Raw genomic sequence first — 25,060 nt, 5'->3', positions numbered from 1 at the left:
CGGCGCGTTCTTTGCGTGCAAGCCCCCAACTAAGCGAAGCGAGCATCGTGCCCCAACCCAAGCAACGACAAATCGATCTGGTGAACGAGCCTATCGGCTCGGCGCTCGCGCGGCTGGCGCTGCCCATTATGGCTTCCGCCTTCCTTGCCACAGCCTACAACATCACGGACATGGCGTGGATCGGGCTGCTCGGTTCGAACGCGGTGGCCGCCGTGGGCGTGGCAGGCATGTACACGTGGCTCGCCTCGGCCATCGTGGTCATGGCGCGCATGGGCGGGCAGGTGAACATGGCGCAGGCGCTCGGGAACCGCCGGCCGGACGAGGCCGTGCAGTACGCGCGCGGCGCGCTTCAGCTCGCCGTGGGCCTTGCGCTCGCGTTTTCGGCCGCGACACTGGCTTTCGCCGACGGCCTCGTGGGCATCCTCGTCCCGGACGATCCGCTCGTCGCACAGGAGGCGGCGTTGTACCTGCGCCTTTGCGGCGGGTTCGTCCTGTTCATCTACCTCTCGCAAACGCTCACCGGCCTGCTCACGGCGCAGGGCGATTCGAAGACGCCCTTCAAGGCCAACGCGGTCGGGCTCGTCGTGAACATGGCGCTCGACCCGCTGCTCATCCTGGGGCTCGGCCCCGTGCCGCAGCTCGGGGTGCTGGGCGCGGGCGTCGCCACCGTGTTCGCCCAGCTGGTGGTGGCCGTTCTCATGATCGCTGGCATCGTGCGCGACGGGGGAGCGGCCAACGTGCTGCGGCGCGTGCGCCCGCTGCAGCCCACCAAGGCCGTCCATCTGTCGCGCATCGTGAAGATCGGCCTGCCCGCCGCCATCCAGAGCGCGCTGTACGCGGTCATCTCCATGGTGCTCACGCGTATGGTGGCGGCTTGGGGCAGCGGGGCGGTGGCCGTCCAGCGCGTCGGCGGGCAGATCGAGTCGCTCACCTGGTGCACGGCCGACGCCGTCGGCTCGGCGCTCAACGCGTTCGCGGCGCAGAACTTCGGCGCGCGCCGCCCGGAGCGCATCAGACGCGGCTACCGCCTGGCGTTCGCCGCGGTGGGCGCGTGGGCGCTCGCGGTGTCGGCGCTGTTCATCTTCCTGCCCGGACCCATCTCCACGGTGTTCTTCCACGAGCCCGACGTGGTGGACATCTCGTCGTCGTACCTGTTCGTCATCGGCATCGGGGAAGCGTTCATGTGCATCGAGCTCATGACCGTGGGCGCGCTGTCGGGCCTCGGGAAAACAAGGCTCTGCAGCATCATCAGCGTCACGCTCACCGGCTCGCGCATTCCGCTGGCGCTGCTGCTGAGCTCCACGCCGCTCGGCCTCGACGGCGTTTGGTGGGCGCTCACGATCACCTCCATCGCGAAGGGCGTCGTGTTCTGCGCGGTTTTCCGCCACGTTGCGCGCAAGCTGCCGGAGGGCCGCACGCAAGCGGTCGTCGCCAACGACGAAGGCGAGCCTGGCCTCGCGTAGGCTGGCCGATTGGCTCGGGCGGTGCGGAACGCGCGACGTTTCGTCGGTTGACGCATGCCGCCCACCCCCGTGGACGTTCGCGCCCGCGCTCGGTCCCTAGCGCAACGTCACACCTTCGGGAAGCTCGACGTCCCGCACGTCGAAGCTGTCCTCATCCTCGTCCTCGTCCACGATAGCCGACGCGACCTCTTCGACTGTGGGCTTGCCGAGCGCCTCGTCGAATGCGCTCGCATGCGCGCGGGGCACGGCAAACACGATGCGGCCAATGGCCCCTGGGTGTGCCTCGATCCAATCCTTGAACAGGCCGATCACCTGTTGCGGGTCGAAGCCTTCGCGCCCGCAGCCGAAGGCGCCGCATATCAGCGTCTCACATCCGTTGGCGGCGGTTATTCGCAGGATGGCTTCGATGCGCTCGGCAAGGCATCGGTCGCACTCCCGCTCCGAGCGATGGTTCTCGAGCGCGCGGGCGCGGTTCGGCTCGGGGATGGCGATGACGTCGGCCTTGCGGATGGTGCCGTCGTGCGAGAACACCACGTCGGGCAGGTAGAGGGCGCGATCCGTGAACAGTTGCCCGCGCTGGTAGCCGCGGTTGCCGTCGTGGTAGGCGTCTTTGAGTCCACAAAGGATAGGGTAGAGGTTGCTCTCCGAGCACAAGATTTGCTCCGGGCCGAACGCGCCGTCCTCGTAGCCCCCACCGGGGCGCGTGAACGCTGTCGGGTCCACTACGGCCGTCTTGCCGACGGCATCGCGCAGGGCGGCGGGAGCGAACGCGGTGGTGACGGAGGTCTCGGTCGATTCGAAAGCCGCCTCCGGAAGGGGCAGTTCTCGTCCCTCGCCGTCCTCGTAGATTACCGCGGCGGCGACGGTCGCGGCCGTCTCGCTTGCCAACGCCCCCTTCATGAGGGCGAGATGCTTCGCCGCTTGGACTCGTCGTTCGTCTCTGTCGGCCATGGGTCCTCCTTCGATCGTGTTCCCATTGTACAAGAAGATTGCTCGCGCGTGCAGGGCCGCCAGAGGCGGGCATGCCGAGGGGAGGGGGATCGATAGCGGCCGAGCCCCCTGTGCTCTCGGCACGCGCTTTCCTTCGCCTTCTTCCCGTTCATGTCCCCCCTATGTTTTCTTCGACCTGCCGCGTTCCGTCGTGTACAATCACCTGCATGGATAACGAGAGCGAGAATACAGACGGGCTCGAGCCGGCGCCAATGGGTGCCGAGGGGGCGGGGTCGTCGACGGGGGTTGCGCTGCCGGCGGACGACGCCGCCAACGCGCGCGCCCGTCGCGTGCGGAAGCCCTTGACCCAAGACGAGCTCGACGAGCAACGCAGGCGCGATCTGCATGCCTCGTTCAACCGGCGCATCTCGTATCTGTGCAAGCTGGCGGCGCTCATCATCGCCGTCGTCGCGTTCGCGACGATCGCGCTCGGGCAGGAGGTCCCCACTTACGTGCTCATGGGGCTGTGCCTTTCGGTCGCCCTGCTGGCCATCGCCATGCTGCAGGACCATTACCAGCACAAGCAGTAATCCCGACGAACAACTAGGAAGTACGCGCGCATGATTATCGAAGCACTGAAGTCATTCCTCCTCGGCATCGTGGAGGGCATCACCGAATGGCTGCCCATCTCGTCCACCGGCCACATGATCCTCGTGGACGAGTTCGTGAAACTGCAGGTGTCCGACGAGTTCCTGGCGCTGTTCTTGGTGGTCATCCAGCTGGGCGCCATCATGGCGGTGCTCATCCTGTACTTCCACAAGCTCAACCCCTTCTCGCCGCGCAAAACCAGCGTGGAGAAGAAGAGCACGTGGCGCTTGTGGGGCATGGTGGTCATCGGGTGCATTCCCGCCGCCATCTTCGGCTTCGCGCTGGACGATTGGGTGAACGAGCATTTCTACAACAAGGTCACCGTTGCGGCCATGCTCATCCTGTACGGCATCATCTTCATCGTGCTGGAGCGTCGCAACCGCCGTCGCCTGCGCGAGGCCGAGGCTTCCCTCGAGGCGCCGCGCGGCCGCCATGCGCGCTTGTCGGCGGGCAGCCTTGCCGAGCGCGCCGAGGCGCAGGTGTTCAAAATCACCGACGTGGACGACATCGACTGGAAAACGGCCCTCAAGATCGGCTTCTTCCAGGTGCTCGCCATCGTCCCGGGCACGAGCCGCTCCGGCGCCACCATCATCGGCGGCATGCTGTGCGGCTGCTCGCGCACGGCGGCGGCCGAGTTCACGTTCTTCCTGGCCATCCCCGTCATGTTCGGTTGGGGCGTGGTGAAGGCCATCAAGTTCGTGGCCGCGGGCATCGCCATGACCTCCACGGAGATCGTGGTGCTGGTGGTGGGCATCGTCACCGCCTTCGTCATGTCGGTCATAGCCATCAAGTTCCTCATGGGCTACATCAAGAAGAACGACTTCACGGTGTTCGGCTGGTACCGCATCGTGGTGGGCGTGCTGGTGCTGGGCTACTTCGTGTTCGAGTCGATGGGTATGCTGCCGTAAGCATCTGCGGCTTCGGCGCCGGCCGTCCGCCCCGCCTCAAGCGGCGGGTGCGCGGCGATCGCTGGCCGCTCATCGGGCGAGCGATCCGGAATCGAGCGATCCGGAATCGACCGCCTCGATTCGCTCCAACTTCCGTATGAATTTGGGCGGCGCGCCAATCAGGCGCGTCGCTTTTGCTATCATGGTCAGCACACGAGGGCCGGTTGCCGTTCGGCGTTTTGGCCATGCTCGTTATCGCATATGAGTCATGAGAGGAAAGCCGATGTCTGACGAGAACAGCTCCCTGGCGGAGATTCAAGAACATCGTGCCAAGATCGACGAGATCGATCGGCAGATCGTCGCGCTGCTCAACAAGCGCGCCGGTCATTCGCTGGTCATCCGCGGTCTCAAGCCCGGAGCCCATCTGGGCCTGTACGACGCCAAGCGCGAAGAGGAGATCTTCGCCAAGGTGAGCAGCTACAACGAGGGTCCCCTGTACAACGAGAACCTGCGCGAGATCTACGCCACCATTCTCAAGATCATGAAGGAGACCCCGTCCGTATGAGCGAAGTGAACATTGCCCCCATCCCCGACCTCGGAACCCGCACCGACGAGATCACCATCTTCGCCGGCCCGTGCTCCGTCGAGTCGGTCGAACAGTTCGACGAAGTGGCGGAATGCGTCGCGGGCCTCGGCCTCACGTGGATCCGCGGCGGCGCGTTCAAGCCCCGCACGAACCCGCACTCGTTCCAGGGCCTGGGCGAGGAAGCCCTCCAGATCATGAAGGACGCGGGTGACAAGCACGGCCTGAAAACGCTCACCGAGGTCATGGACTCGGCTCACTGCGAGCTGGTCCACTCCTACGTGGACGGCCTGCAGGTGGGCGCGCGCAACTTCCAGAACTTCAGCCTGCTGAAGAAGATCGGCCAGGTCACCGCCGAGTCGCACAAGATGGTGCTGTACAAGCGCGGCTTCGCGGGCACCATCGCCGAATGGCTTGCCGCCACCGACTACCTCACGGCGGAAGGCAACGACAACGTGGTGCTGTGCGAGCGCGGCATCCGCACGTTCGAGACGGCCACGCGCTTCACGCTGGACATCGCCGCCATCCCGGTGATCCACAAGCAGTCGCTGTGCCCGGTGTGCATCGACGTGTCGCACCCCGCCGGCCAGCGCGACCTGGTGCCGTCGCTCGCCTTTGCCGCCGTGGCGGCTGGGGCCGATTCCATCATGATCGAGGTGCACCCCAACCCGCCCGTGGCCCTGTCCGACGGCCCGCAGCAGCTGACGCCCGCCCAGTTCGAAGTGCTGGTGGCCAAGCTGCGCGAGATCGCCGCGGTGTTCGGCAAACGCATCGTGTAAAGCGCACCCCCCCTGTCATCCTGAGCGGAGGCGGCGAAGCCGCCGCAGTCGAAGGATCTCGTGCGGCGCTAGCCGAAAACCTTGCGGTTGACACCGCGCGGGATCCTTCGACTGCGCTCACGGCGTTCGCTTCGCTCAGGATGACAGGGCGCCCGGTCTCCGGCTTCCGCTCACGTAAAGCGCGCCAACCAGCGTGCTTGTGCATCAACCTGCTCTCAAAAGGACTCCCCATGCCAATCGACATCGAAACTCTGAACGGGCCGCAGCGCGAGGCGGTCGTCACCATCGACGGGCCGCTGCTCGTGCTGGCCGGTGCCGGCTCGGGCAAGACGCGCGTGCTCACGTACCGCATCGCGAACCTCATTGAGAACCACGACGTGGCCCCGTGGGAGATCCTGGCCATCACGTTCACGAACAAGGCGGCCGCCGAGATGCGCGAGCGCTTGAGCGGCCTGGTGGGTCCGCGCTGCCGCGGCATGTGGGTGTCCACGTTCCACAGCATGTGCGTGCGCATGCTGCGCGCCGACGCCGAGCGCCTGGGCTTCACGAAGAGCTTCACCATCTACGACACCGACGACCAGAAGCGCCTGTACAAGGAGATCATGTCCGAGCTGGACATCGATCCGAAGCGCTTCCCCGTGAACGCGCTCATGAACCGCATCTCCACGGCGAAGAACGAGCTCGTCGTTCCCGGCGATTTCGAGAGGCAGGCCAGCGACCCGGTGGGGAAGGTGGCCTCGCGCGTGTACACGCGCCTGCAGGAGCGCCTGAAGGCCGCGAACGCCTTCGACTTCGACGACCTGCTGCTGTACGCCTACCTGCTGCTCAAGAACCACGAGGACGTGCGCGAAGCCTACCAGCAGCGCTTCCGCTACATCATGGTGGACGAGTACCAGGACACGAACCACGCCCAGTACTCCATCACGGGCCTGCTGGCCGAGGGGCACCAGAACATCATGGTGGTGGGCGACGACGACCAGTCCATCTACTCGTGGCGCGGCGCCGACCTGCGCAACATCCTGGAGTTCGAGCAGGACTACCCGAGCGCGCACACGGTGAAGCTCGAGCAGAATTACCGCAGCGTGGGCAACGTGCTCGCCGCCGCGAACGCCGTCATCGCCAACAACCAGCATCGCAAGCAGAAGAAGCTGTTCACGGCCGCCGAGGACGGCGACAAGATCAACGTGTACCTGGCCGCCGACGAGCGCGACGAGGGCCGCTGGATCGCCGGCGAGATAGAGAAGCAACGCGCGGCCGGCCTGTCGTACAACCAGATGGCCGTGTTCTACCGCACGAACGCGCAGAGCCGCATGCTCGAAGACATGCTGCTGCGCGCGGGCGTGCCGTACCGCATCGTGGGCGGCACGCGCTTCTTCGACCGCGCCGAGATCCGCGACGTCATGGCGTACCTCACGCTCGTGGTGAACCCGGCCGACGACATCGCGGCGAAGCGCGTGATCAACGTGCCGCGGCGCGGCATCGGCAAAACCACCATCGAGCGCATCGAGCAGTTCGCGCGCGAGATGGGCATGACGTTCATGGAAGGTGCCGAGCTGGCCATCGTCGATCCGGAGCTGCGCGCGTCCACGCGGCAGTCCGTGGCGGAGTTCGTGGGTCTGGTGAACGAGGCGCGCACGTACGGCGGGGACCTGCGCAAGGTCATCGAGGCCGTCATCGACAAGAGCGGCCTTATCGGGGCCCTGCAGGCCGAGAACACCGACGAGGCGCGCGGGCGCATCGAGAACATCCAGGAGTTCCTGGGCGTGGTGGACGAGTTCTCGGACACGCACGACGACGAGGACGCGGACTACGCGGCGCCGACCGCCGGCGGGGCGGACGACGACGGACAGGCGAAGCCCCCGGCGCGCGTCCTGCGCGGCGACTCGCTTGCCGACTTCATCGAATGGGTGCGCCTGCGCACCGATCTGGACACCGTGGCCGAGGACGGCCATGCGGTCACGCTCATGACGGTGCACTCGTCCAAGGGCCTGGAGTTCGACTGCGTGTTCGTGGCCGGCATGGAGGAGACGCTGTTCCCGCACATGAACTCCGTGGCCGACGCCGCCGGCATCGAGGAGGAGCGAAGACTGGCCTACGTGGCCATCACGCGCGCCCGCAAGCGCCTGTACCTGACCTGCGCCTCGCAGCGCCAGATCTTCGGCCAGACGTCGGCGAACCCCGTGTCGCGCTTCGTCCAGGAGATTCCCGGCGAGCTGCGCCAGTCGTCCGGCGTGGGCTCGGCGGGCTTTTCCGGCACGGGCTGGGAGAAGCGCGGCAGCCGCCGCGGCATAGCCGGCTCGGGCACCGAGGCGGGGGAGGGCCGCGTGTTCGGGCGCTCGAGCGCGTCGGGTTCGGCCGGTCGCGCCGACCGGCGGGCCGAGGCGTACGCGCGTCCCGACGCGGGCAAGAAGGCCGCGGCGAAGATGACGTTCTCGACGGGCGACTCCGTGGACCACAAGACGTTCGGCCGCGGCAAGGTGACGAAGGTGGACGGCGACACGCTCTACGTGAAGTTCGCGAAGTCCGGCCAGACGAAGAAGCTGCTCAAGGACTACGCCCCCATCGTGAAGATCGGCGGATAGCGCCCCCTGCCCGCCGTTTTGAACGATAGCGGCCTCGTTGGCGCGCGGCCGCGGCGGGAGCGATCGTGCCGAATCGGTGGGGGCGGCTGCTTTTTTCGATTTGACCTTGTTTAATGCAGCCCCATCCCGCATGATGAAACGAACGGGAGCGCGCACGAGGCCGCAAGGGGAGCGGCGCGCGCACCTCGACCCCGACGAGAAGAAAGCGGGCTCGCCATGAGGATCGTGACCGATTCATCCGTAATGCTCTCCATCGAAGAAGGCGCGAGGCTGGGGATGACGGTGCTTCCGTTGACGGTGTCCGTCGACGGAAGCACCTGGCTCGAGTACGAGGACATATCCTCAAAGGAGTTCCTGTCCCTCGTGCGGGCGGGCGCCCTGCCCCAGAGCGCCTCGCCTCCTCCGGCGCTCACGCTGGAGGCTTACGACACGGACGAGGAGGTGGTGCACCTGGCCATGGCGGACGGCCTGTCGGGCGCCTACGAGATGACCTGCGGCCTGCGCGAGCAGGCCCGCAATCCCGAACGCGTGCACGTGGTGAACACGAGGACGCTCTGCGTGCCCCATCGGGCGCTCGCTCTTTTCGCCGTGCGGTTGGCCGAGCAGGGTCTCGACGCCGCCCGGATCGTGGACGAGCTGCACGTCATGATGGGCTCCATGCGGTCCTGCCTCATGCCCGAGGACTTCGACTACCTGCGCCGCGGCGGGCGCCTCACGCCGCTCGCGGCCAAGTTCGCCCATCTCGTCAGGGCGTTTCCCGTTATGGAACAGACCGACGACGGCCGGCGGCTGGATAGGCTCGCCATCGCCCGGTCGTTCAAGAAGGCCCTTGCGGCCATCGCGGCCGACTTCGAGGGCCGCGGGGTGGGGGCCGGCTACTTCGTGGGGGTCAGCCATGCCGACAATCCCGGGCAGGCGGCCGACGCGCTCGCCTGGCTCCAGGAGCGGTTCCCCGCTTGCCGTCTCGGCTTGTTCGAGCTCGGTCCGGCGTTCATCACGCAGGGCGGTCCCAGCTGCATCGCCATCCAGGCGGTCGATTTGGGGGCGTGCCCCGATTTGGATCTGCGGGGGCTGTAGGCAAAGCCTCTGCCCTCGCCGACGACCTTAGAAAACGCGTCTTGCGGAGCGGCAAGAACCAGGGTCCTTGCCCTGCGGGCCGACGAAGCCGCCCGCAGGGCACGCCCGCCCGCGCCCTCCTACAGCTCGTCGCGCGCCTCGTCCACCATGGACAGCAGCTCCTGCTGGTTGTGGATATCGAGCTTGCGGTAGATATGGCTGATGTGCGTCTTGGCCGTGCTCTTCGAGATGCACAGCTTGTCCTGGATGTAGGCGGCGTTGTGGCCCTTGGCCAGCAGGAACATGACCTCGGTCTCGCGGCGCGACAGCAGGTAGCGGTCGGCGATGACCTCGCACTGCGAGCGGAACCGCCCGCTCTTGCGCGAGCGTTCGTCGTCCGAGACCGCTTCGGCCGGCTGCTTGTCCTCGTGCGTCGGCGTCGCCAAGGTCGACGGCGGCGTGGCCCCGATGCTGGCTCCGCGCCAGCCCGGCACGACGGCTTGGCTGTAGGCGCTCGCGCCGACCGCCGCATCCGGTTTGGATGCTCCCGCGCCGTAGAACGTCCCCGGCACGGGCGTCGGCATCGCTTCCGCCTCGTCGTCGCTGTGCCTGGCGCCCCAAGTCACCTGTTCGATCTGGCGGTTGAAGGTTTCGATAGCGCTGAAATTATGCCCGCCCGCGATGATGATGCGCTTGATGTCGCGCACGCGCGGCAGCAGGGCGTAGGCCACCACCATGGCGAACATGATGAGCACCGCGCCTCCCGCCTCGCCGAACGGCGTGAGCGAATCCAGGAACGTGGGATCCACCACCGACAGCGATCCGGCGAGCGAGCCCAGGGCCAAGCAGCCGCGCCCCACGCCGAACACGAATATGGGCGACAGGCGGAACTCCTGCGACAGCTCCCCGAAGAACACCCACATGAGCGCCTCGAAGCACATGTAGCCCGTCAGCAGCACGAGCGCGGCGATCATCGAGTTCTCCAGCGCCAGCGAGGGCAGGAAGAACAGCGTGACGGCTATGAACGGGATGAGCGGGCGGAACAGGAAGTCCCAGTGGCTGCGCTTGTCGATGGAGAACGTGGTCACCAGCAGCAGCACGGTGGCCGCGCCGCCGGCGAACAGCGCCAGCAGCTGCGTGGTGAGGTCGGACGACGGCAGAATGACCTGCGTGGATATGGACCTCAGCGCGCCCAGCGAGAAGCCGAACAGCAGCACGGGCAGGGCGAAGCGCAGCGAGAACGGGCCCTTGCGCACCGGGAGCGGGTTGAAGATGGGTATGGCGTGGCGCACGGCGTAGCTCACCGGCGTCAGGTGCCACAGCAGCGGCAGCTCCAGCAGCGGCAGGCAGGCCGTGAGCACGCCCGAGAACGGCGAGGGGATCACATGGAGCGCCACGGAGTAGATGGCCACGGCTATGACGATGGCCACGGCCGTGTTCATGACGATGGTGGCGGCTCCGTAGCGCGAGTAGGCCGTGCCCCAGAACAGCAGCAACAGCGCCGATCCGATGCCGGTGGCCACGCCGGCGAACACGGTGGCCGCGACGCCCACGGCGCCGGGCACCGACGAGGCGAACACGGCGAACGTGCCCAGGGCCGTGAGCACGGCCGCCCCCAGAAGCACGCGCTTGGCCGTGTAGAACCGCAGGAACTTCTGGTCGGTGATGGCGGCGAACAGCAGCGAGAGCCCGAACACCACGATGGAGATGAGGAACACCAGCGAAACCGACGATTCCGCGAAGCCGGAGAAGATGGTGGGGGGTTGGGCTTGGAAAATGGAGTTCGTGCCGAACATGGCGGTGTAGATCCAAGCTTGGTGTATGCCGAAGCCGAGCGACAAGACGTTCAACTCGCCTTGCGTCCCCATACCCCGATCGTCGTCCACCGTTATGCTGATACGCGGAAAGGTGATAGCCATGCTTCCTCGCATTCCCCTGTCGATGCGATCATCGGACACAGTCTCCTCGGCCGGGGCGCGGTTTCGCTGACGCCGTTCACGTTAGGTCGACGTCTTTTCGGAACGTCGATCCGACCGGTGTGATTAACTATAAACGTTTCTCCCGCTCGATTCAAATGCAATAATCCCGTCATAGTATCCCCATCAGGTCTAACAGGTTTACCGTAGTTTTCGGGACTATGAAAATCAACCTCTCGGGACGATGGGGCTCATCCAAAAACGTCCTCGTGATTCGACAATCATACCCTCGCCGTTGCTTATGCTCGATTCTGTCAGCTTCTGTGGTAGGAGAAGCGATCGAATAGGCGGTAGAAATCGCGGAAGGGAGGATGCGCGCAGTCGGTTCTTCTGGTTGAGACGCGTTCTTGGAGGCGGGTTGCGATTGCCGTTGGGGTAGGGGCGATCGAAACTATGGAAGCGCCCGTTGCTCGCGAAGCACGGGGGCGTCCGTAATTTCCTGCAGGCACGCTGCGATTCCGGTCTTACTACTGTGCAGGGGAAGCAAGAAATCATCAAGGTAGTCTCAAAAGCACATGTTCTGTTGGTTTCTCATCGAACAAATCACACTGAAGGAGGGATTCATGGATAAAAAGGAGTTTACCGTATCGGAGGTTATCGACTCCATTGGTATCAGCTCGCACACGTGGGTTGTCTTCGTTCTCCTCGCTTTTGCCATGATCTTCGACGGCTACGACTTCATGATCGTCAACTCGACGAACCTGTTCGTGGCCCACACGTTCTGGCCCGACAACGCGAACCCGGGCGCGCTCATGGGCTCGCTCACCACCTGGGGCCTGCTCGGCATGGTGCTCGGCGGCGCGGTCGGCGGCATCATGTCCGACAAGATCGGCCGTAAGAAGACGCTGATCGCCGCCGTCATGTTCTACGGCCTGTTCACGCTGCCGCAGGCGTTCGCGAACGACATCGTGTTCTTCGCGGCGTTCCGCCTGATCGCCGGCTTCGGCGTGGGCTCCTGCATCCCCGTGGTCACCACGGTGTTCTCGGAGAGCATGCCCTCCAAGCAGCGCGGCGTTTTCGTCACGTTCGGCATGGCCTTCATGGTCGTCGGCTGGGTGCTCGCGGGCCTCATCGCCAACCCCATCTGCAACGCCGCCACGCCGCTGCTGGGCGACTTCACGAACCAGGTCACCTACATGCTGGCCGACGGCGGCACGGCGACGATGTTCGCCAACTGGCGTTTGTGCTACCTGATCGGCGCCATCCCGCTGCTCTACGGCGTGGTGCTCATCTTCGCCATGCACGAGACGCCGCACTGGTACGCCAACTCCGGCAACAAGGAGATGGCCTGCAAGCGCCTCTCGCAGATCGAGCAGGCCACGCGCCACACGTCCCACGAGTACGACCCCGCCCTGCTCATCGTTCCGCCGAAGCCCGCCAAGACCGGTCCCTCGGTGCTGTTCTCGAGCAAGTTCATCGTGGCGACCTGCGCCATCTGGGCCGCCTACTTCGTCGGTCAGTTCTGCGTGTACGGCATGAACGCCTGGATCCCCACGTGGTTCGTGGGTCTGGGCTACTCCCAGGCTGACTCCGTGGCGCTGCAAACGTGGAACAACGTGGCCGCCATCGCCTCCAACATCGTCGTGGGCTTCGTGTCCGACAAGGTGGGCCGCAAGCGCAACCTGGCCTTCGCATGGCTGTTCTGCATCGTGGCCATCATCCTGTGCTCCATCTTCGTGGCTCCGAACAACATGGGCCTGTGCATCGGCCTCATGCTGCTCTTCGGCTTCGCGCTGAACTACGCCATCACGGCCGTCCAGCCCCTCATGCCCGAGAGCTATCCCACGGCCATCCGCAACACCGGCACGTCCTGGTGCCAGGCGTTCGCCCGCTTCGGCGGCTCCGCCTCCTCCATCGTGCTCGGCGGCATCGCCGGCATGGCGTTCTTCCAGACGGCCACCGGCGCCACCAACTGGTCGACGGTCGTGCTCGTGCTCATCGTGCCGTTCGCCCTCGGCTTCGTCTGCACGGTGCTGTTCGTGAAGGAGACCGCCGGCAAGTCCATGGACCAGCTCGCGGCCGAGGAAGAGAAGCTCGGCGCCTCCGAGCGGGACGGCAACATGCGCTTCATCGTCATGCTGGTCATCGTGGCCATCCTGGCCGTGCTCTGCATCGTCTGCCCGCTTGCGGTGGACAACTGGTCGAAGCAGCCCTACGCCCTGCCGCTCATGGCCGTCGGCCTGCTGCTCCCGTTCCTGTACTTCTTCGTCTTCGGCGGCGCCCAGCTGGCGAAGAACAAGGCCGCAAAGAAGTAACGCGTCCTTGTGGGGTGCGCTGGGCCTGGCGAGACAGCCCGGCAACGGCGGCACCTTTGAAGTCTGAGCTTTGCGAAGCCCCCGCTCCTTGGAAACGAGGACGCGGGGGCTTCTTCGTTTCCCGCCGTCTCGACGGGAAGGGGATCGGGCGGTTTCGCTGCGGCGATAGGCGGTTCGCGGCGGGAGCGGCCTGCGTGGAAACGCCGGTTCTTTCCGCGCCGCTTCCTGCTCGGGTCGCGTGCGATCTCGGGAGCGGCCTGCGCAGGCGCTTTCTAAGGGGCAGGTTCGCCGAAGGCGTCCTTCCCCTCCTTGAGATGCGGAAAGGCCCCCTGGCAGGCGCGTTTCGCGCCGTTCCAAGGGGCCTTTCCGCCGTTGCCTTGCCGGAAGGGTCAGTCCTGGTCGCCTGCAGGTTCGAGCAGCCTCTCGTCCAGGTCGGGCAGGTCCTCGTAGCGGATGCCCTTGTCTGCGAAGAGCCAGTTCTGGGCCTTCTTGAGCTTGGAGGCGTTGGGATCCTTGAGGCCTTCGCTCAGACCCTTGTACTCCTCCTTGAGGCCCATGGCGATCACGGCCGCGACGGCTATGCGCAGCTTGGACACGTCTTTTGCCCTGATCTCGTAGCATTCGCCGTGGCCCTTGAAGTTGACCGCCTGCACGTGCACCTCCTTCGTGCGGTCGTCCTCGTTGACGAAGTCGAACGGCGGGTTCGCGAGCGACCCGTCGATCTGCCACTTCATCCCGTTGACGTAGTAATGCCGGAAGAGGTGGAGCGTGTGGAACACGTATTCCCATCGTTCGAGCTTCAAGTAGTAGGTGAGGGCCTTGTGATCGGGCTTGATGTGCCCCATCTCGCCGCCCATGCGCCCGAAGATCGTCGCCCTGTCGCGCTCGCTCGACCAGTCTCCCTTGATGCTGAGGAACGTGTCGCCGTCCTCGTACCACACGTCGAAGTCCTCGTGGCGCGCGATGGCGTCCACGGGCAGGTACACCTTGTTGTTCTTCAAAGAATCCCCCTTTGAGGCGCGTTCTTGCACAACAAGATTATACCTCAGGGCCGTACGCCAAGAGGGGTCGGACGTTGTTTACCCGTGCTTCGACAAGTTGGCAACGCGATGGTTGCAGTAAACGGAAAACGTAACTTGAACAGGCATTATCTTCTTTAGTACTCAGAGGGGTTGATGAAAATCAACCTCGGGGGACGATGGTATGATCCCCAAAATTGTCCTTGCGATTCGATGCTCGGCCCGCTGCGGCAACTAAGCTGTATCCCGTCAGCTCTTCTGGCGACCGTTACGGCAAGGGGTCGGAACAAGGCGGCGTGCGGCGCTGCCGAAACCGGCCGAAGAATCGAGATGGAGGATCCCCTATGTGTTTCAGACCAGCAGATGCAGGTGCTAGCGGCGGCATGAACAAGTGCCCCGAGTGCGGCAAGACCATTCAGATGATGGCCGGCGTCACGTTGAAGGCATGCCCGTTCTGCAAAGCGGACTTCACGCCGTACATCAACGGCGAGAAGCCGCTGCCGAACGCGGCTCCCGGCGCCCCTGCGGCTCCTGCCGCCCCTGGCGCTCCCGGCGCCCCGAAGGCCCCTGCGGCCCCCGGCGCTCCCAAGCCTCCTACCGCGTAAGCGGACAAAGCAGAAGCCGGTGCCCGCAAGGGGACGGGCACCGCACTCGAGGGAAGGGGGTGGTCCCCGGCACGAGGATCCACGAGGTTTCGCGCGATGACAAGCGCAGAGATGCTTCTACCGAACACGAGTGATAGTGTAGAAAGAAGGAGAATATGGCATACGGTAAACAGTGGCAAACCGTGATGGAAGACGGGACGGTCGTCACCCGCAGCAACACGTGGTCTCCTCCGGGAAGCCACCCGGTTGGATACGGCGTCAAGGTCGTGACGAAGGACGGCGAGCTCATCCGCGTCGAGGGCGACGATGACAACCCCATCACCACCGGCCGCGTCAATGCGATGAACCTCGCGCTTCGCGAGTACACGTACGCTCCGTCGCGTATCATCCACCCGATGAAGCGCAACCCTGAGGACCGCGGCAAGGACAAGTGGGTTCAGACCACGTGGGACGAGGCTCTGGACACCATCTGCGACAAGGTCCGCTACTTCCAGAACACCTACGGCCCCGAGTCCATCGTGGTTTTCGGCGGCACCGGCCGTGAGGCTTGCATTTTCTACTACGCGCTGACGTTCTCCGTCCTGCAGTCGCCCAACTGCTGCTACACGCAGTCCGGTTGGTCCTGCTACGGTCCGCGCTGCTCCATCGCCGACTACGTGCTGGGCGCGGGCTATCCCGAGCTCGACTACGCCGGCCACCTGCCGGGCAGCTACCAGGATCCGCGCTACACCGTGCCGAAGTGGATCGTGGTTTGGGGCAAGGAGCCCCTGCCCTCCAACGGCGACGGCTTCTTCGGCCACTGCCTCGTCGACCTGATGAAGCTCGGCACGCACATCATCTCCATCGACCCCCGCATCACGTGGGTGGGCGCCCATGACGGCAACATCAACCTGCAGGTCCGCCCGCAGACCGACACGGCCCTCGCGCTCGGCATCATGAACCTCATGTTCGAGAACGAGGAGTACGATCAGGAGTTCGCCGAGAAGTGGATCTACGGCCTCGACGACATGAAGGCCCGCGCGGCCGAGTACCCGGTCGACAAGGTTGCCGAGATCACCGGCGTTCCGGCCGAGGACATCAAGCGCGTCGCCCACATCGTGGGCACCGAGCGTCCGATCGGTTGGGCTTGGGGCCTCGCGTTCGACCAGAACAAGAACGGCGTGCAGCTGTCCCAGGCGTTCATCATCCTGGCGGCTCTGGCCGGCTCCATCGACCGTCCCGGCGGCCTGACGCTCGGTCCTCCGTCCGCTCTGCTCGGCAAGTGGCGTATGGAGCAGCGTGGCGCTATGGACGACGAGGTTTGGTCGAAGCGCATCGGCGCCGCCGCCTGGCCCGGCCTGTCCACCGGCATGGCCACCACCCAGCCCGACGAGACGCTGAACACCATGGAGACCGACGAGCCCTACGCGCTGAAGATGGGCTGGTTCAACAGCTCCAACTTCCTGACCCCGACGTGCTCCGCGCAGCCCAAGCGTTGGCACAAGGCGCTGCAGAAGCTCGAGTTCGTGGTTGTGCAGGACCTCACCATGACCCCGACGGCCATGGCCGTGGGCGACTACTTCCTGCCGATGGCCACCTGGGCCGAGCACAACGGCATTGTGCTCACGCACTACGGCCGCAACACCGTGTTCATGGGCCCCATGAACAAGGCCCTGCAGGTCGGCGAGTGCAAGTCCGACGTGGAGATCTGCCTCATGTTCGGCCAGCGCCTCAACCCGTCCTGGTGGCCGTGGTACAAGCCGGCCGACGGCAAGTCCTTCGACGAGGCTGCCCTCGCGACGGCCGTCGAGGACTTCTACAGCGACCAGCTCAAAGAGCTCGGCATGGATTGGAAGCAGTTCCAGGAGGAGGGCCTCTACCAGCCCGGCGCCCACGGCTTCGAGTACGAGAAGTACGAGAAGGGCCTGCTCCGCTTCGACGGCGAGCCCGGCTTCAACACCATCACCGGCCAGATCGAAGCCTACTCGATTCTGTACGAATCCTGGGGCGAGGATCCGCTGCCGTACTACGAGGAGCCGAACTACAGCCCCATCAGCAAGCCCGACTTCGCCGGTCAGTACCCGCTGATCACCACGTCCGGCTCGCGCCGCTACAGCTCCTTCCACTCCGAGCACCGTCATGTTCCGTCGCTGCGCCAGATCGATCCGTGGCCGTGGGTTCAGATCAACCCCGAGACCGCTGAAGAGTACGGCATCACCGACGGCGACTGGTGCGAGGTGTACAACATGTTCGGCGAGGCCCGCTTCAAGGCCGAGATCACCCCGGTCATCAAGCCCGGCATCCTGAACTGCGCCCACGGCTGGTGGTTCCCCGAGCAGGACGGCGAAGAGCCCAACCTGTTCGGCGTGTGGAAGTCCAACTTCAACAGCCTGGTGCCGCACTTCAACGTTGGCAAGCTCGGTTTCGGCGCCCCGTACAAGGGTGTCATGTGCAACGTCCGCCGCGTCCGTAGCCTGGACCAAGACTAACTCGAAAGGAAGTGGCGAAAATGGCAGACCAGAAATACGCTTTGCTCGTTGACTACACCTACTTCTCCGGCAACCATGCCGCAGAGATCGCCTGCAAAGAAGAGCTCGGCCTTCCCATCGATCAGTTCGGGATCAAAGAAGTGGAAGTCGGCCCGTTCAAGAAGGGCGAGGGCAACGACGGCGACGCTTGGGAGTGGTTCTACCTTCCCTGCCCGACGTCCATCTTCTCCGAGCACTGGGGAACGGGCGGCGACAAGGCCGGTCAGCGTCCCCTGGCCGTTCAGGTTGAGGAGTCCGCTTCTATGTACTACGGCACGCTGGAGGACATGCAGGCCAAGATGGCGGAGTTCGATCGCCCGATGGTGCTGTTCCAGCTGTAATTGCGTGTGATATGATACGTCGTGGTCGCAGGTCGAATGGCCGGTGGCCACGGCGTTGCGTGGTAGACTAGAGAAGGAGGGTAAAGATGACGCATGATGAGTTTATGGCTCTCGATCCTGCGGGTGCCGCCGAAAAGCTGAACGAGCTTCTTGCCGCAGGCAAGACCCAAGACGAGGCTATGGCTGAGTACGATCTCGGAAAGCCCGATCTTTTGAAGTTGAACGTGTTCTTCGTGAGGGACAAGTTCGTCGGCCGCGCGTGGGGTGGCTACACCTCCACGAAGGCCACCGGCAACGAAGGCGCTGGCGAGCTCGGCCTCGGTGGCAGCTTCAAGGATATCAAGCCCGTGAGCTAGGCTTCAAGCAAAAAGCTTGCACAGAGGCAAAGAGAGGACTCGCTTGTTGTTCGAAGTGGGTCCTCTTTTAGAATAGTGAGCACTACGTTGCCCGCAGCGCTTTACCGTCGAGAAAGTTTTACGGGCACCGTATTGGGGGCTATGGGAATCATTGGAAACATGGACACCGAACCGCACAAGGAGACGAGCGCTTATGGGAACTGAAGACGCCATCAAAGCCGAGATCGAGGAAATGGGCCGTTTGACGCAAGAGCAGGAGGACATCCTGTACAACATTTCCTTGAAGCAGGACGAGCTGGGACGCGAATCCACGAACCTGTTGATGGAGAAGCTGAAGGGAAGCCCGATCTACGAGCCGATGATCGAGCGCGAGTACCTGACGTACGACGTGTTCAACCACGGCGGCAAGCACGAGATCGCCTGCTTGTACGTCACGCTGAAGGGGCTGCGCTACTGCATCATGTTCGCCGACGAGCTGGCCGCGCGCCGCAAGGTCGATGCCGCAGGAGCGCCCCGGCAGGCCAGCTAGCGTTCGCCCCGGCGAACGCAGGCGCAGGAGTTTCGGTGGACGTCAGCAAGCTGGACGTTTGCTTCGGGGGGTTCACCCCCATGGCGCTCGGCGACGGCGTCTCGTCGCGCTGGCGCACGTTGGAAGCCGAGGAGCGCGCTCGAGCTCGTCGCGCGTCGCTCGCGCGGGCTTCGGCGATCGAGGCTGCCCGTGCGTCTGAGGTCCGCGAGCACGTCGACGGGTTGGGCAACGTGTGGCGCTACGTCGTGCTCGACGGCGAAGAGGTGCGCGTGGAGCGGTGCGAGGCTCGCAGCGCCCGGCTGGAGGTGCCGGCCGAGATCGAGGGCAAGCCCGTCGTTGCCTTGGCGGCCGACGCCTGCGCGTTCCTGCCGGTCGTCGAGGAGGCGGCGTGCCCCGACTCCGTGCTTTCCATCGGGCCCTGCGCCTTTCGCGGCAACGGGAGTCTGCGGAGCGTCGTTCTTCCCAAGGAGCTCGCCGCGTTCGATTCCGACTGGTTCCGAGGCTGTCCGAACATCGAACGCCTCGTGCTTCCCGGCCGCTTGGCCAAGCTGAGCTCGCGTATCTTCGACCTGCCGGGATTGCGCGCTTTGGCCGTGGGGGCGGGGACGGAGGAAGCGGAACCGGGCGCGTTCGCGAAGAGCGGGCTCGAAGTCATCGAGGTCGACCCGTCCAGCCCGTTTCTGGCGACGGACGGCAGGGCCGTGTACAGCCGCGACGGCAGCGTGCTCGTCGCGCTCGCCGTGCCAGGAGACGAGTACCGCATACGCGACGGATGCAGGGCCGTTGCCAAGAAGGGCTTCAGCACCTTTTCGCGCGTCAAGCGGGTGGAGGCGCCCGAAGGCCTCGAGACGCTCGGCGACTTCGCCCTCTCGCGCACGGGCATCGTCTCGTTCGAAGCTCCCGCGTCGCTCCGGCGCATAGGCGAGAAGGCTTTCTTCAACTGTTCCGAGCTCGAAGAGGTGCGTCTGCGCGAGGGTCTGACGTCGATCGCCGCCAACGCGTTTTCGGGCACGAGCCTGCACGAGCTGCGCCTGCCCTCGTCGATCGAGGAGCTGGGGCACCCCCTTGCGGCGGGGACCGGGCTGACCTACGCGGGAGCCGCCGCGACGTTCTCCATCGCCGAGGGCTCCGCCAGCCTCGAGCTCGACGAGGCGGGCGGGCTGTACCGTCTGGACGAAACGGGGAGGCGCCTGACGCGCATGATGGACCCGGACGCCCGCCGCTACGTCGTGGAGAGCCGCACGATGGGCGTCGACGGGGCGGCGTTTCAGAACCATGCGAACATCGTGGAAGTCGTTCTTCCGGAGGGCTTGGAAACAATAGGGGCGGCGGCGTTCAAGGCCTGCCGCAACCTCGCGCGCGTCGCCGTTCCGGAAAGCCTGCGGAGCATCGGGGAGGAGGCGTTCCTCGACACGAGCATCGCGAGCCTGCGGTTGCCGGCCGGGCTCGATCGCGTGGGGCCGAACGCGCTCGTCACCCGGGGAGCGCACCACGGCTCGGAGGAGCCGGCGCTGCGCGAGGTGTCGGTGGACGAGGGGAACGAGCGCTTCTACACGGCGCCCGGCCTTTTGCTCGAACGCAAGGACGCGGGGCGCTCGCGCGTGGTTCTCTGCACGGGCGACGTCGCGGTCGTGCGCATCCCCCGAGAGGTCGACGAGGTCGCACCCTACGCCTTCAACGGGGTGGTCGGCATTCGCGAGCTGCACCTGTCCGACCGCATCGCGCACGTCGGCATGCGAGGGCTGGCGGTGGACGGCCTCGTGGAGCTCATCCACCTCGATCTGGCGGAGCCGGTCTGCGGGCGCGCGTGCTTCGACATCCGCTTTCCCGACACCGACCGCGGCGTCCAGCAGATGATGCTGGCGCTGAGCGTGCCCGATCGCGTGGACGCGGCGATCCTTTTCGAGCACTACGACAACGCCATCATCAACGGCAGCAGCTTCGACGCGCAGAGCGACCGGGGGCTGCGCGCGTACGACCAAGCCGTGCGCATCGTGGAGCGCCTGCTCGACCCGGTGTTCCTCACGCCGGTCAACCGCAGCATGTGCGACCGGGCGCTGAGGTGCGGCATCGAGGATATCTGCGTCGACGTGGCCCGGCACGACGACAGGCGGACCATCGACGCCCTGCTCGACCTGGGATACCTCAACGCCGACAACATCTACGGCGTCATCGAGCGCGTCGCCGCGCTGCAGGACGCCGCCATGACGGGGCATTTGCTCGAGGCGCGGCGCCTGCGGTTCGAGCAGGGCGCGATGGACTTCGACCTGTAGGAGGCCGCGATGGCGCCCGTTCCCGAAACGATGGATGACAAGCTCAAGCGCCGCGAGGGAGAGGACCGCCTGGGTGCGGACATCGTCGACGAATGCCGCGTGCAGCTCATGCTCAAATTCCGCTTTCTGGATCTCGCGCTGTGGCGCATGGACCTCGCGCCGCTGCGCGTCGAGGCGCGCTACCCCTTGGCCACCGATGCCGGGCAGGTGTTCTACGACCCGCCGCGCGTGATAGCCCGGTTCCGGGAGTCGTTCGAGGAATCGGTGCGCGACTACCTGCACCTGGTGCTGCACTGCGTTTTCCGCCATCCGTTCGACGAGGGCCACGACAGCCGGGAGGCATGGGGGCTCGCCTGCGACATCGTCGTGGAGAACGCCGCCATGGACCTGTGCGGCGGGCGCTTCGCGTGCGCCGACGACTCGGCGCGGCGCCAAGCGCTGAGCGAGATCGGGATGCTCGTGGGCCACGTGCTCCCCGGTAAAGTGTACGGCCTGGTGAAGGGCTTGATGCAAACGCCCGACGGACAGCAGTACCGCGGCTTGGGACAGGGTGCGCTGAACGAGTGGCGCGTCTTGTTCGAGCGCGACGACCACGGGGCCTGGCCCGCCAACAACAAAACCTCGAAGCAGGGCGAGGACGCCGACGAGCCCGAAGAGGTTTCGGAGGACGACGGGAATCCCGAGGCGGAAGCGGACGCCCTTCGCACCGAGGAGCCGGGGACCGACGACGCCGAGGCCGGAGGCGCCGAGGCGGCCGCCGAAACCGAGGCGCGGGGCGAGGACGAGCCGGCCGACGACGATGCCGCCGATACGGACGAAGCCGACACGGACTCGCGCGAGCGCAGCCGCGAGGCCGAACGGGAAGCCGAGCGGGAGGAGCGGGAATGGGAGGACGTTTCGAAGCAGATCGAGATGAACCTCGAAACCTTCTCGAAGGAATGGGGCGAGGAGGCCGGGAGCCTCGTTGCGAACCTCGCCTTCGCGAACCGCGCCACCTGCAGCTACACCGACTTCCTGCGCCGGTTCATGGTGGTCGGCGAGGAAATGCGGCTGAACATGGACGAGTTCGACTACGTCTACTACACCTACGGTATGGAGCTGTACGGGAACATGCCGCTGATCGAGCCGCTCGAGTACCGGGAAACCGAGCGCGTGCACGATTTCGTCATCGCCATCGACACGTCGGAGTCCGTCAGCGGAGAGCTGGTGCGGAAGTTCCTCGGGCATACGTTCGACATCCTCAAAAGCTCCGAGAGCTACGCCAGCGAGGTGAACATCCACCTCGTCCAGTGCGACGCGAGGGTCCAGTCCGACACCAAGATCGAAAACCTGAGGGACGTCGACCGCGTGCTGGGCAATATGCGGATACGCGGCTTCGGCGGCACGGATTTCAGACCCGTGTTCGATTACGTGGACCGGCTGCGAAAGACGGGCGAGCTGGCGAACTTGAAGGGTCTCGTCTACTTCACCGACGGCTTGGGCCAATTTCCCGAGAAGACGCCCGACTACGACGCGGCGTTCGTGTTCGTGGACGAAGGGGACGGGGCGACGCCGCCCGTCCCCCCTTGGGCGTGCAAGGTGCTGATAGACGAGAGCGGCATCGATCGATTGAAAAGCAAGGCCGAGCGGTAGCCGACCGCCATCGAAGGGAGACCGCGCTATGAACATCGCTTCAGCGAAACAGCAGATAAAGGACACCGTCGAGGCCTATCTGAGAAGGGACGACGCCGGCATGCCCTTGATCTCGTCGGCACACCAGCGGCCCCTGTTCCTGCTGGGGGCGCCCGGCATAGGCAAGACGGCCGTCATGGAGCAGGTGGCGCGCGAGCTGGAGGTGGGCCTCGTGTCGTACTCGATGACGCACCACACGCGCCAGAGCGCCTTGGGCCTGCCGCGCATCGAACACCGCGCGTTCGAGGGCTTCGAGTACGATGCCTCGGAGTACACGATGTCGGAGATCGTGGCCGCCCTGTACGATTACATGGCGCGCACCGGCCTGCGCAACGGCATTTTGTTCCTGGACGAGATCAACTGCGTGTCCGAGACCCTCTACCCCTCGATGCTCCAGTTCCTTCAGTTCAAAACGTTCGGCAAGCACAAGGTTCCCGAGGGCTGGGTGGTGGTGTGCGCCGGCAACCCGCCGGAGTACAACCGCTCGGTGCACGAGTTCGACATCGTCACGCTCGACCGCATGCGCGAGATCGACGTGGAGCCCGACTACGCCGCGTGGAAGGACTACGCGTCGAGCGCCGGCCTGCACCCCGTGGTCACCACGTTCCTCGAGGCGAAGCGGGACTGCTTCTACAAGGTGGAGTCGAGGCCGGGGGGAGGCAAGTCGTTCGTCACGGCCCGCGGGTGGGAGGACCTGGCGCGGATCATCGCCCTGTACGAGGACATGGGCAAGCCCGTGAACCGCGAGCTGGTGGCCCAGTTCCTCCGCGACGACGAGGTGGCCGACCAGTTCTCGGTGTACTACGCGCTGTTCGAGAAGTACCGTTCCGACTACCAGGTGGACGCGATTCTGGCGGGCGAGGCGAGCGACGCCATCAAGAAGCGCGCGCGGGAGGCCGCCTTCGACGAGCGCGTCGCGCTGATCGGCCTCGTGCTCGACGTGCTGGCCCGGACGTGCGCGATCGCGCTCGAGACGGAGGACGTGGCCGTCGAGCTGCGCGACGTCCTGCGCGCCGCCAAGGCCGAGCTTTTGGCGGGTGCGGCGGTCGATGCGGTCTTGGCCCCGCGCATCGCCGATCGGGAGGACGCCCTGGCCCGCAAGGCGGGGTCCGGCACGGCATCGGACTCCTACGTTCGCAGGGAGCGCCTGGTCACGGGCAAGCTGCGGGAGTTCGCGACCCAATGCGCGCTGGATGGAACGGGGGAGGGCGAAGCCGCCTTCCGCACGATCGAGCGCGCGTACAAGGTCGAGGTGGGCAAGATCCGGCCGGCGGCGGACGCGGCGTCCCTCAAGATGGACCGCGCCTTCGACTTCGTGGACGAGTGCTTCGGCAACCGCGAGATGCTGGTGTTCATGGCGGAGCTGGCCACGCGCCAGCCCACCACCCGGTTCGTCGCGCGCTACGGCAACGACAAGTACTATGCCCACAACCAGGAGCTGCAGGTCGACTCCGCGCGCATGGGCCTGGCCGAGCGCGCGAGCATGCTGGAGGATTTGAACGAGAACATCAAGCTCGCCGACTCCCGCACGGTCGACGCGGGCGGCACCGTAGGCATCTCCGTCGGCTCGGAGGCGCGTCCGGCCGAGCGGGACGAGGCCGCGTTCGCGGACGCCCTGAAGGCGCATTACGGCGACAAGCGGTTCGAAGACGGCTTCGCCAGCGTGTGCAAGATGCTGCTGCCGGCGGCCCGGCTTCGAGGCAAGAAGATCCTCGACCTGTGCTGCCGCAGGGGCAAGGGCGTCTACAAGCTCAGCGCCATGGCGGGAAACGACGGCAGCGTGCTCGGCATCGACTGGAACCCGGCCTACATCGAGGAGGCGAGGGACGGGATGGACCGCGCCTGGCGCAAGAGCGGCCTCGCGCGCAACAACATGGAGTTCCGCGTGGCCTACCCCGAAGACCTCATAGCCTGCGGCGTCGGATCGGGAACGATGGACGCCGTCTACGTGAACAACGTGATGACGCTCCTGTACGACCAGGCCCTGGTGGTCAAGGAGCTGGGGCGCGTGCTCAAACCCGGCGGGCTGCTGGTCATGGAGACCATCTTCGCGGACCGGGAGCGCGACGAGGACGTGGTCGAGCGCGCCCGCGCCATCGGCAACAGCGTGCAGGCGGCGCGCACGCAGGACGAGAACTACGCATGGCTGGCGGACGCCGGGTTCGACGAGCCCTCGGTCGAAGAGGAGTACGAGGTGGGGCCGCGCCGCGGCAGCAAGGCGGACAGCCCGGTCGAGGCCGTCGAAGGAGACGAGGACGTGCGCTATCGCGCCGTGTCGCTGTACGTGCGCAAGAAGTGACGACGTTTGGGATGGGGGGCGAGCGAAGGCCCCCGTTGTCATCCTGAGCGGAGGTTGCGAAGCAACCGGAGTCGAAGGATCCCGTGCGGCGCCAGCCGTGGCGCTCCCTGCTGGCGCCGCACGGGATCCTTCGACTCGCTTCGCTCGCTCAGGATGACAACAAGGGGTCTTCACCCGGGATGATAAGCTAGCGGCTTCGCCCTGCCTAGGATGACAAGCCAGCGGCTTCGCTCTGCTTGGGATGGCAATCGGCGGCGAGCCCGCTATGTCCCGTAGGGGCGCTCAGGAGAGCGCCCCTACG

At 65.6% G+C, this 25,060-nt stretch carries 19 protein-coding genes; 16 read left to right on the top strand and 3 right to left on the bottom strand.

Annotated features, from left to right (window positions below):
* Window positions 1-47 precede the first annotated feature (47 nt).
* Window positions 48-1,463, top strand: coding sequence for an MATE family efflux transporter (locus tag C1878_RS03080; protein WP_199519274.1), 1,416 nt, complete (start codon window positions 48-50; stop codon window positions 1,461-1,463).
* Window positions 1,464-1,559: 96 nt separating this feature from the next.
* On the opposite strand, the gene C1878_RS03075 is transcribed toward C1878_RS03080, so the two are convergent.
* Window positions 1,560-2,414, bottom strand: a complete 855-nt coding sequence (locus tag C1878_RS03075) for a TIGR02452 family protein (protein ID WP_114600246.1) — start codon at window positions 2,412-2,414, stop codon at window positions 1,560-1,562.
* Between the two features lie 206 nt (window positions 2,415-2,620).
* Between C1878_RS03075 and C1878_RS03070 the strand changes: the two genes are divergently transcribed.
* From C1878_RS03070 to C1878_RS03045, 6 genes are all read left to right on the top strand, one after another.
* Window positions 2,621-2,983, top strand: a complete 363-nt coding sequence (locus C1878_RS03070) for a propionyl-CoA carboxylase subunit beta (protein ID WP_147272895.1) — start codon at window positions 2,621-2,623, stop codon at window positions 2,981-2,983.
* A 30-nt stretch (window positions 2,984-3,013) separates the two neighbouring features.
* Window positions 3,014-3,949, top strand: coding sequence for an undecaprenyl-diphosphate phosphatase (locus tag C1878_RS03065; RefSeq protein WP_080142269.1), 936 nt, complete (start codon window positions 3,014-3,016; stop codon window positions 3,947-3,949).
* Window positions 3,950-4,211: 262 nt separating this feature from the next.
* Window positions 4,212-4,493, top strand: coding sequence for a chorismate mutase (locus C1878_RS03060; protein ID WP_114600244.1), 282 nt, complete (start codon window positions 4,212-4,214; stop codon window positions 4,491-4,493).
* Window positions 4,490-5,290, top strand: coding sequence for a 3-deoxy-7-phosphoheptulonate synthase (aroF, locus tag C1878_RS03055; RefSeq protein WP_114600243.1), 801 nt, complete (start codon window positions 4,490-4,492; stop codon window positions 5,288-5,290). The genes C1878_RS03060 and aroF overlap by 4 nt, the downstream gene beginning before the upstream one ends.
* Before the next feature lie 230 nt (window positions 5,291-5,520).
* Window positions 5,521-7,872: an ATP-dependent helicase gene (locus tag C1878_RS03050; RefSeq protein ID WP_114600242.1), complete on the top strand. Its 2,352-nt coding sequence runs from the start codon at window positions 5,521-5,523 to the stop codon at window positions 7,870-7,872.
* A 216-nt stretch (window positions 7,873-8,088) separates the two neighbouring features.
* On the top strand, window positions 8,089-8,949 hold the full coding sequence (locus C1878_RS03045; RefSeq protein ID WP_114600241.1) for a DegV family protein: 861 nt from the start codon (window positions 8,089-8,091) through the stop codon (window positions 8,947-8,949).
* A gap of 119 nt (window positions 8,950-9,068) precedes the next feature.
* Here C1878_RS03045 and C1878_RS03040 read toward each other — a convergent pair whose 3' ends face one another.
* A complete protein-coding gene (locus tag C1878_RS03040) occupies window positions 9,069-10,847 on the bottom strand; it encodes a response regulator transcription factor (protein ID WP_158539699.1) in 1,779 nt (592 codons plus the stop codon).
* A 620-nt stretch (window positions 10,848-11,467) separates the two neighbouring features.
* On the opposite strand from C1878_RS03040, the gene C1878_RS03035 reads away from it, so the two are divergent.
* Window positions 11,468-13,159 carry an MFS transporter gene (locus C1878_RS03035; protein WP_114600239.1) on the top strand — a complete coding sequence of 564 codons (1,692 nt, stop codon included), beginning with the start codon at window positions 11,468-11,470 and terminating at the stop codon, window positions 13,157-13,159.
* A gap of 389 nt (window positions 13,160-13,548) precedes the next feature.
* On the opposite strand, the gene C1878_RS03030 is transcribed toward C1878_RS03035, so the two are convergent.
* Window positions 13,549-14,160, bottom strand: coding sequence for a hypothetical protein (locus C1878_RS03030; protein WP_114600238.1), 612 nt, complete (start codon window positions 14,158-14,160; stop codon window positions 13,549-13,551).
* A 362-nt stretch (window positions 14,161-14,522) separates the two neighbouring features.
* On the opposite strand from C1878_RS03030, the gene C1878_RS03025 reads away from it, so the two are divergent.
* The 8 genes from C1878_RS03025 to C1878_RS02990 all read left to right on the top strand — a co-directional run bounded on the left by C1878_RS03025 (window position 14,523) and on the right by C1878_RS02990 (window position 24,759).
* Window positions 14,523-14,783: a hypothetical protein gene (locus tag C1878_RS03025; protein ID WP_080142281.1), complete on the top strand. Its 261-nt coding sequence runs from the start codon at window positions 14,523-14,525 to the stop codon at window positions 14,781-14,783.
* A 155-nt stretch (window positions 14,784-14,938) separates the two neighbouring features.
* Window positions 14,939-17,251 carry a molybdopterin-dependent oxidoreductase gene (locus C1878_RS03020; RefSeq protein WP_114600237.1) on the top strand — a complete coding sequence of 771 codons (2,313 nt, stop codon included), beginning with the start codon at window positions 14,939-14,941 and terminating at the stop codon, window positions 17,249-17,251.
* 20 nt (window positions 17,252-17,271) lie between these two features.
* A complete protein-coding gene (locus tag C1878_RS03015; RefSeq protein ID WP_114600236.1) occupies window positions 17,272-17,631 on the top strand; it encodes an oxidoreductase in 360 nt (119 codons plus the stop codon).
* A gap of 86 nt (window positions 17,632-17,717) precedes the next feature.
* Entirely contained in the window at window positions 17,718-17,987 is a 270-nt protein-coding gene (locus C1878_RS03010) for a hypothetical protein (protein ID WP_114600235.1), read from the top strand.
* Between the two features lie 193 nt (window positions 17,988-18,180).
* The gene (locus tag C1878_RS03005; RefSeq protein ID WP_114600234.1) at window positions 18,181-18,516 is read left to right on the top strand and encodes a hypothetical protein; all 336 of its coding nucleotides are present in this window, start codon (window positions 18,181-18,183) and stop codon (window positions 18,514-18,516) included.
* A 35-nt stretch (window positions 18,517-18,551) separates the two neighbouring features.
* Window positions 18,552-20,789 (top strand): leucine-rich repeat domain-containing protein, encoded by a 2,238-nt coding sequence (locus C1878_RS03000; protein WP_114600233.1) that lies wholly within the window; start codon window positions 18,552-18,554, stop codon window positions 20,787-20,789.
* 9 nt (window positions 20,790-20,798) lie between these two features.
* Window positions 20,799-22,421 carry a VWA-like domain-containing protein gene (locus C1878_RS02995; protein WP_114600232.1) on the top strand — a complete coding sequence of 541 codons (1,623 nt, stop codon included), beginning with the start codon at window positions 20,799-20,801 and terminating at the stop codon, window positions 22,419-22,421.
* Window positions 22,422-22,449: 28 nt separating this feature from the next.
* Entirely contained in the window at window positions 22,450-24,759 is a 2,310-nt protein-coding gene (locus C1878_RS02990; protein ID WP_114600231.1) for a methyltransferase domain-containing protein, read from the top strand.
* Window positions 24,760-25,060: the final 301 nt, after the last annotated feature.

The organism is Gordonibacter sp. 28C, assembly GCF_003339845.1.
Lineage (GTDB): Bacteria > Actinomycetota > Coriobacteriia > Coriobacteriales > Eggerthellaceae > Gordonibacter.
Note: the sequence above shows the minus strand (reverse complement) of the source record. Positions and strands in the feature narration are given on the sequence as shown.

Coding starts and splice junctions, on each gene's coding strand:
- C1878_RS02995 (WP_114600232.1), top strand. CDS start 20,799: ATGGCGCCCGTTCCCGAAACGATGGATGACAAGCTCAAGCGCCGCGAG.
- C1878_RS03065 (WP_080142269.1), top strand. CDS start 3,014: ATGATTATCGAAGCACTGAAGTCATTCCTCCTCGGCATCGTGGAGGGC.
- C1878_RS03040 (WP_158539699.1), bottom strand. CDS start 10,847: ATGGCTATCACCTTTCCGCGTATCAGCATAACGGTGGACGACGATCGG.
- aroF (WP_114600243.1), top strand. CDS start 4,490: ATGAGCGAAGTGAACATTGCCCCCATCCCCGACCTCGGAACCCGCACC.
- C1878_RS03025 (WP_080142281.1), top strand. CDS start 14,523: ATGTGTTTCAGACCAGCAGATGCAGGTGCTAGCGGCGGCATGAACAAG.
- C1878_RS03045 (WP_114600241.1), top strand. CDS start 8,089: ATGAGGATCGTGACCGATTCATCCGTAATGCTCTCCATCGAAGAAGGC.
- C1878_RS03035 (WP_114600239.1), top strand. CDS start 11,468: ATGGATAAAAAGGAGTTTACCGTATCGGAGGTTATCGACTCCATTGGT.
- C1878_RS03050 (WP_114600242.1), top strand. CDS start 5,521: ATGCCAATCGACATCGAAACTCTGAACGGGCCGCAGCGCGAGGCGGTC.
- C1878_RS03075 (WP_114600246.1), bottom strand. CDS start 2,414: ATGGCCGACAGAGACGAACGACGAGTCCAAGCGGCGAAGCATCTCGCC.
- C1878_RS02990 (WP_114600231.1), top strand. CDS start 22,450: ATGAACATCGCTTCAGCGAAACAGCAGATAAAGGACACCGTCGAGGCC.
- C1878_RS03020 (WP_114600237.1), top strand. CDS start 14,939: ATGGCATACGGTAAACAGTGGCAAACCGTGATGGAAGACGGGACGGTC.
- C1878_RS03015 (WP_114600236.1), top strand. CDS start 17,272: ATGGCAGACCAGAAATACGCTTTGCTCGTTGACTACACCTACTTCTCC.
- C1878_RS03005 (WP_114600234.1), top strand. CDS start 18,181: ATGGGAACTGAAGACGCCATCAAAGCCGAGATCGAGGAAATGGGCCGT.
- C1878_RS03060 (WP_114600244.1), top strand. CDS start 4,212: ATGTCTGACGAGAACAGCTCCCTGGCGGAGATTCAAGAACATCGTGCC.
- C1878_RS03010 (WP_114600235.1), top strand. CDS start 17,718: ATGACGCATGATGAGTTTATGGCTCTCGATCCTGCGGGTGCCGCCGAA.
- C1878_RS03070 (WP_147272895.1), top strand. CDS start 2,621: ATGGATAACGAGAGCGAGAATACAGACGGGCTCGAGCCGGCGCCAATG.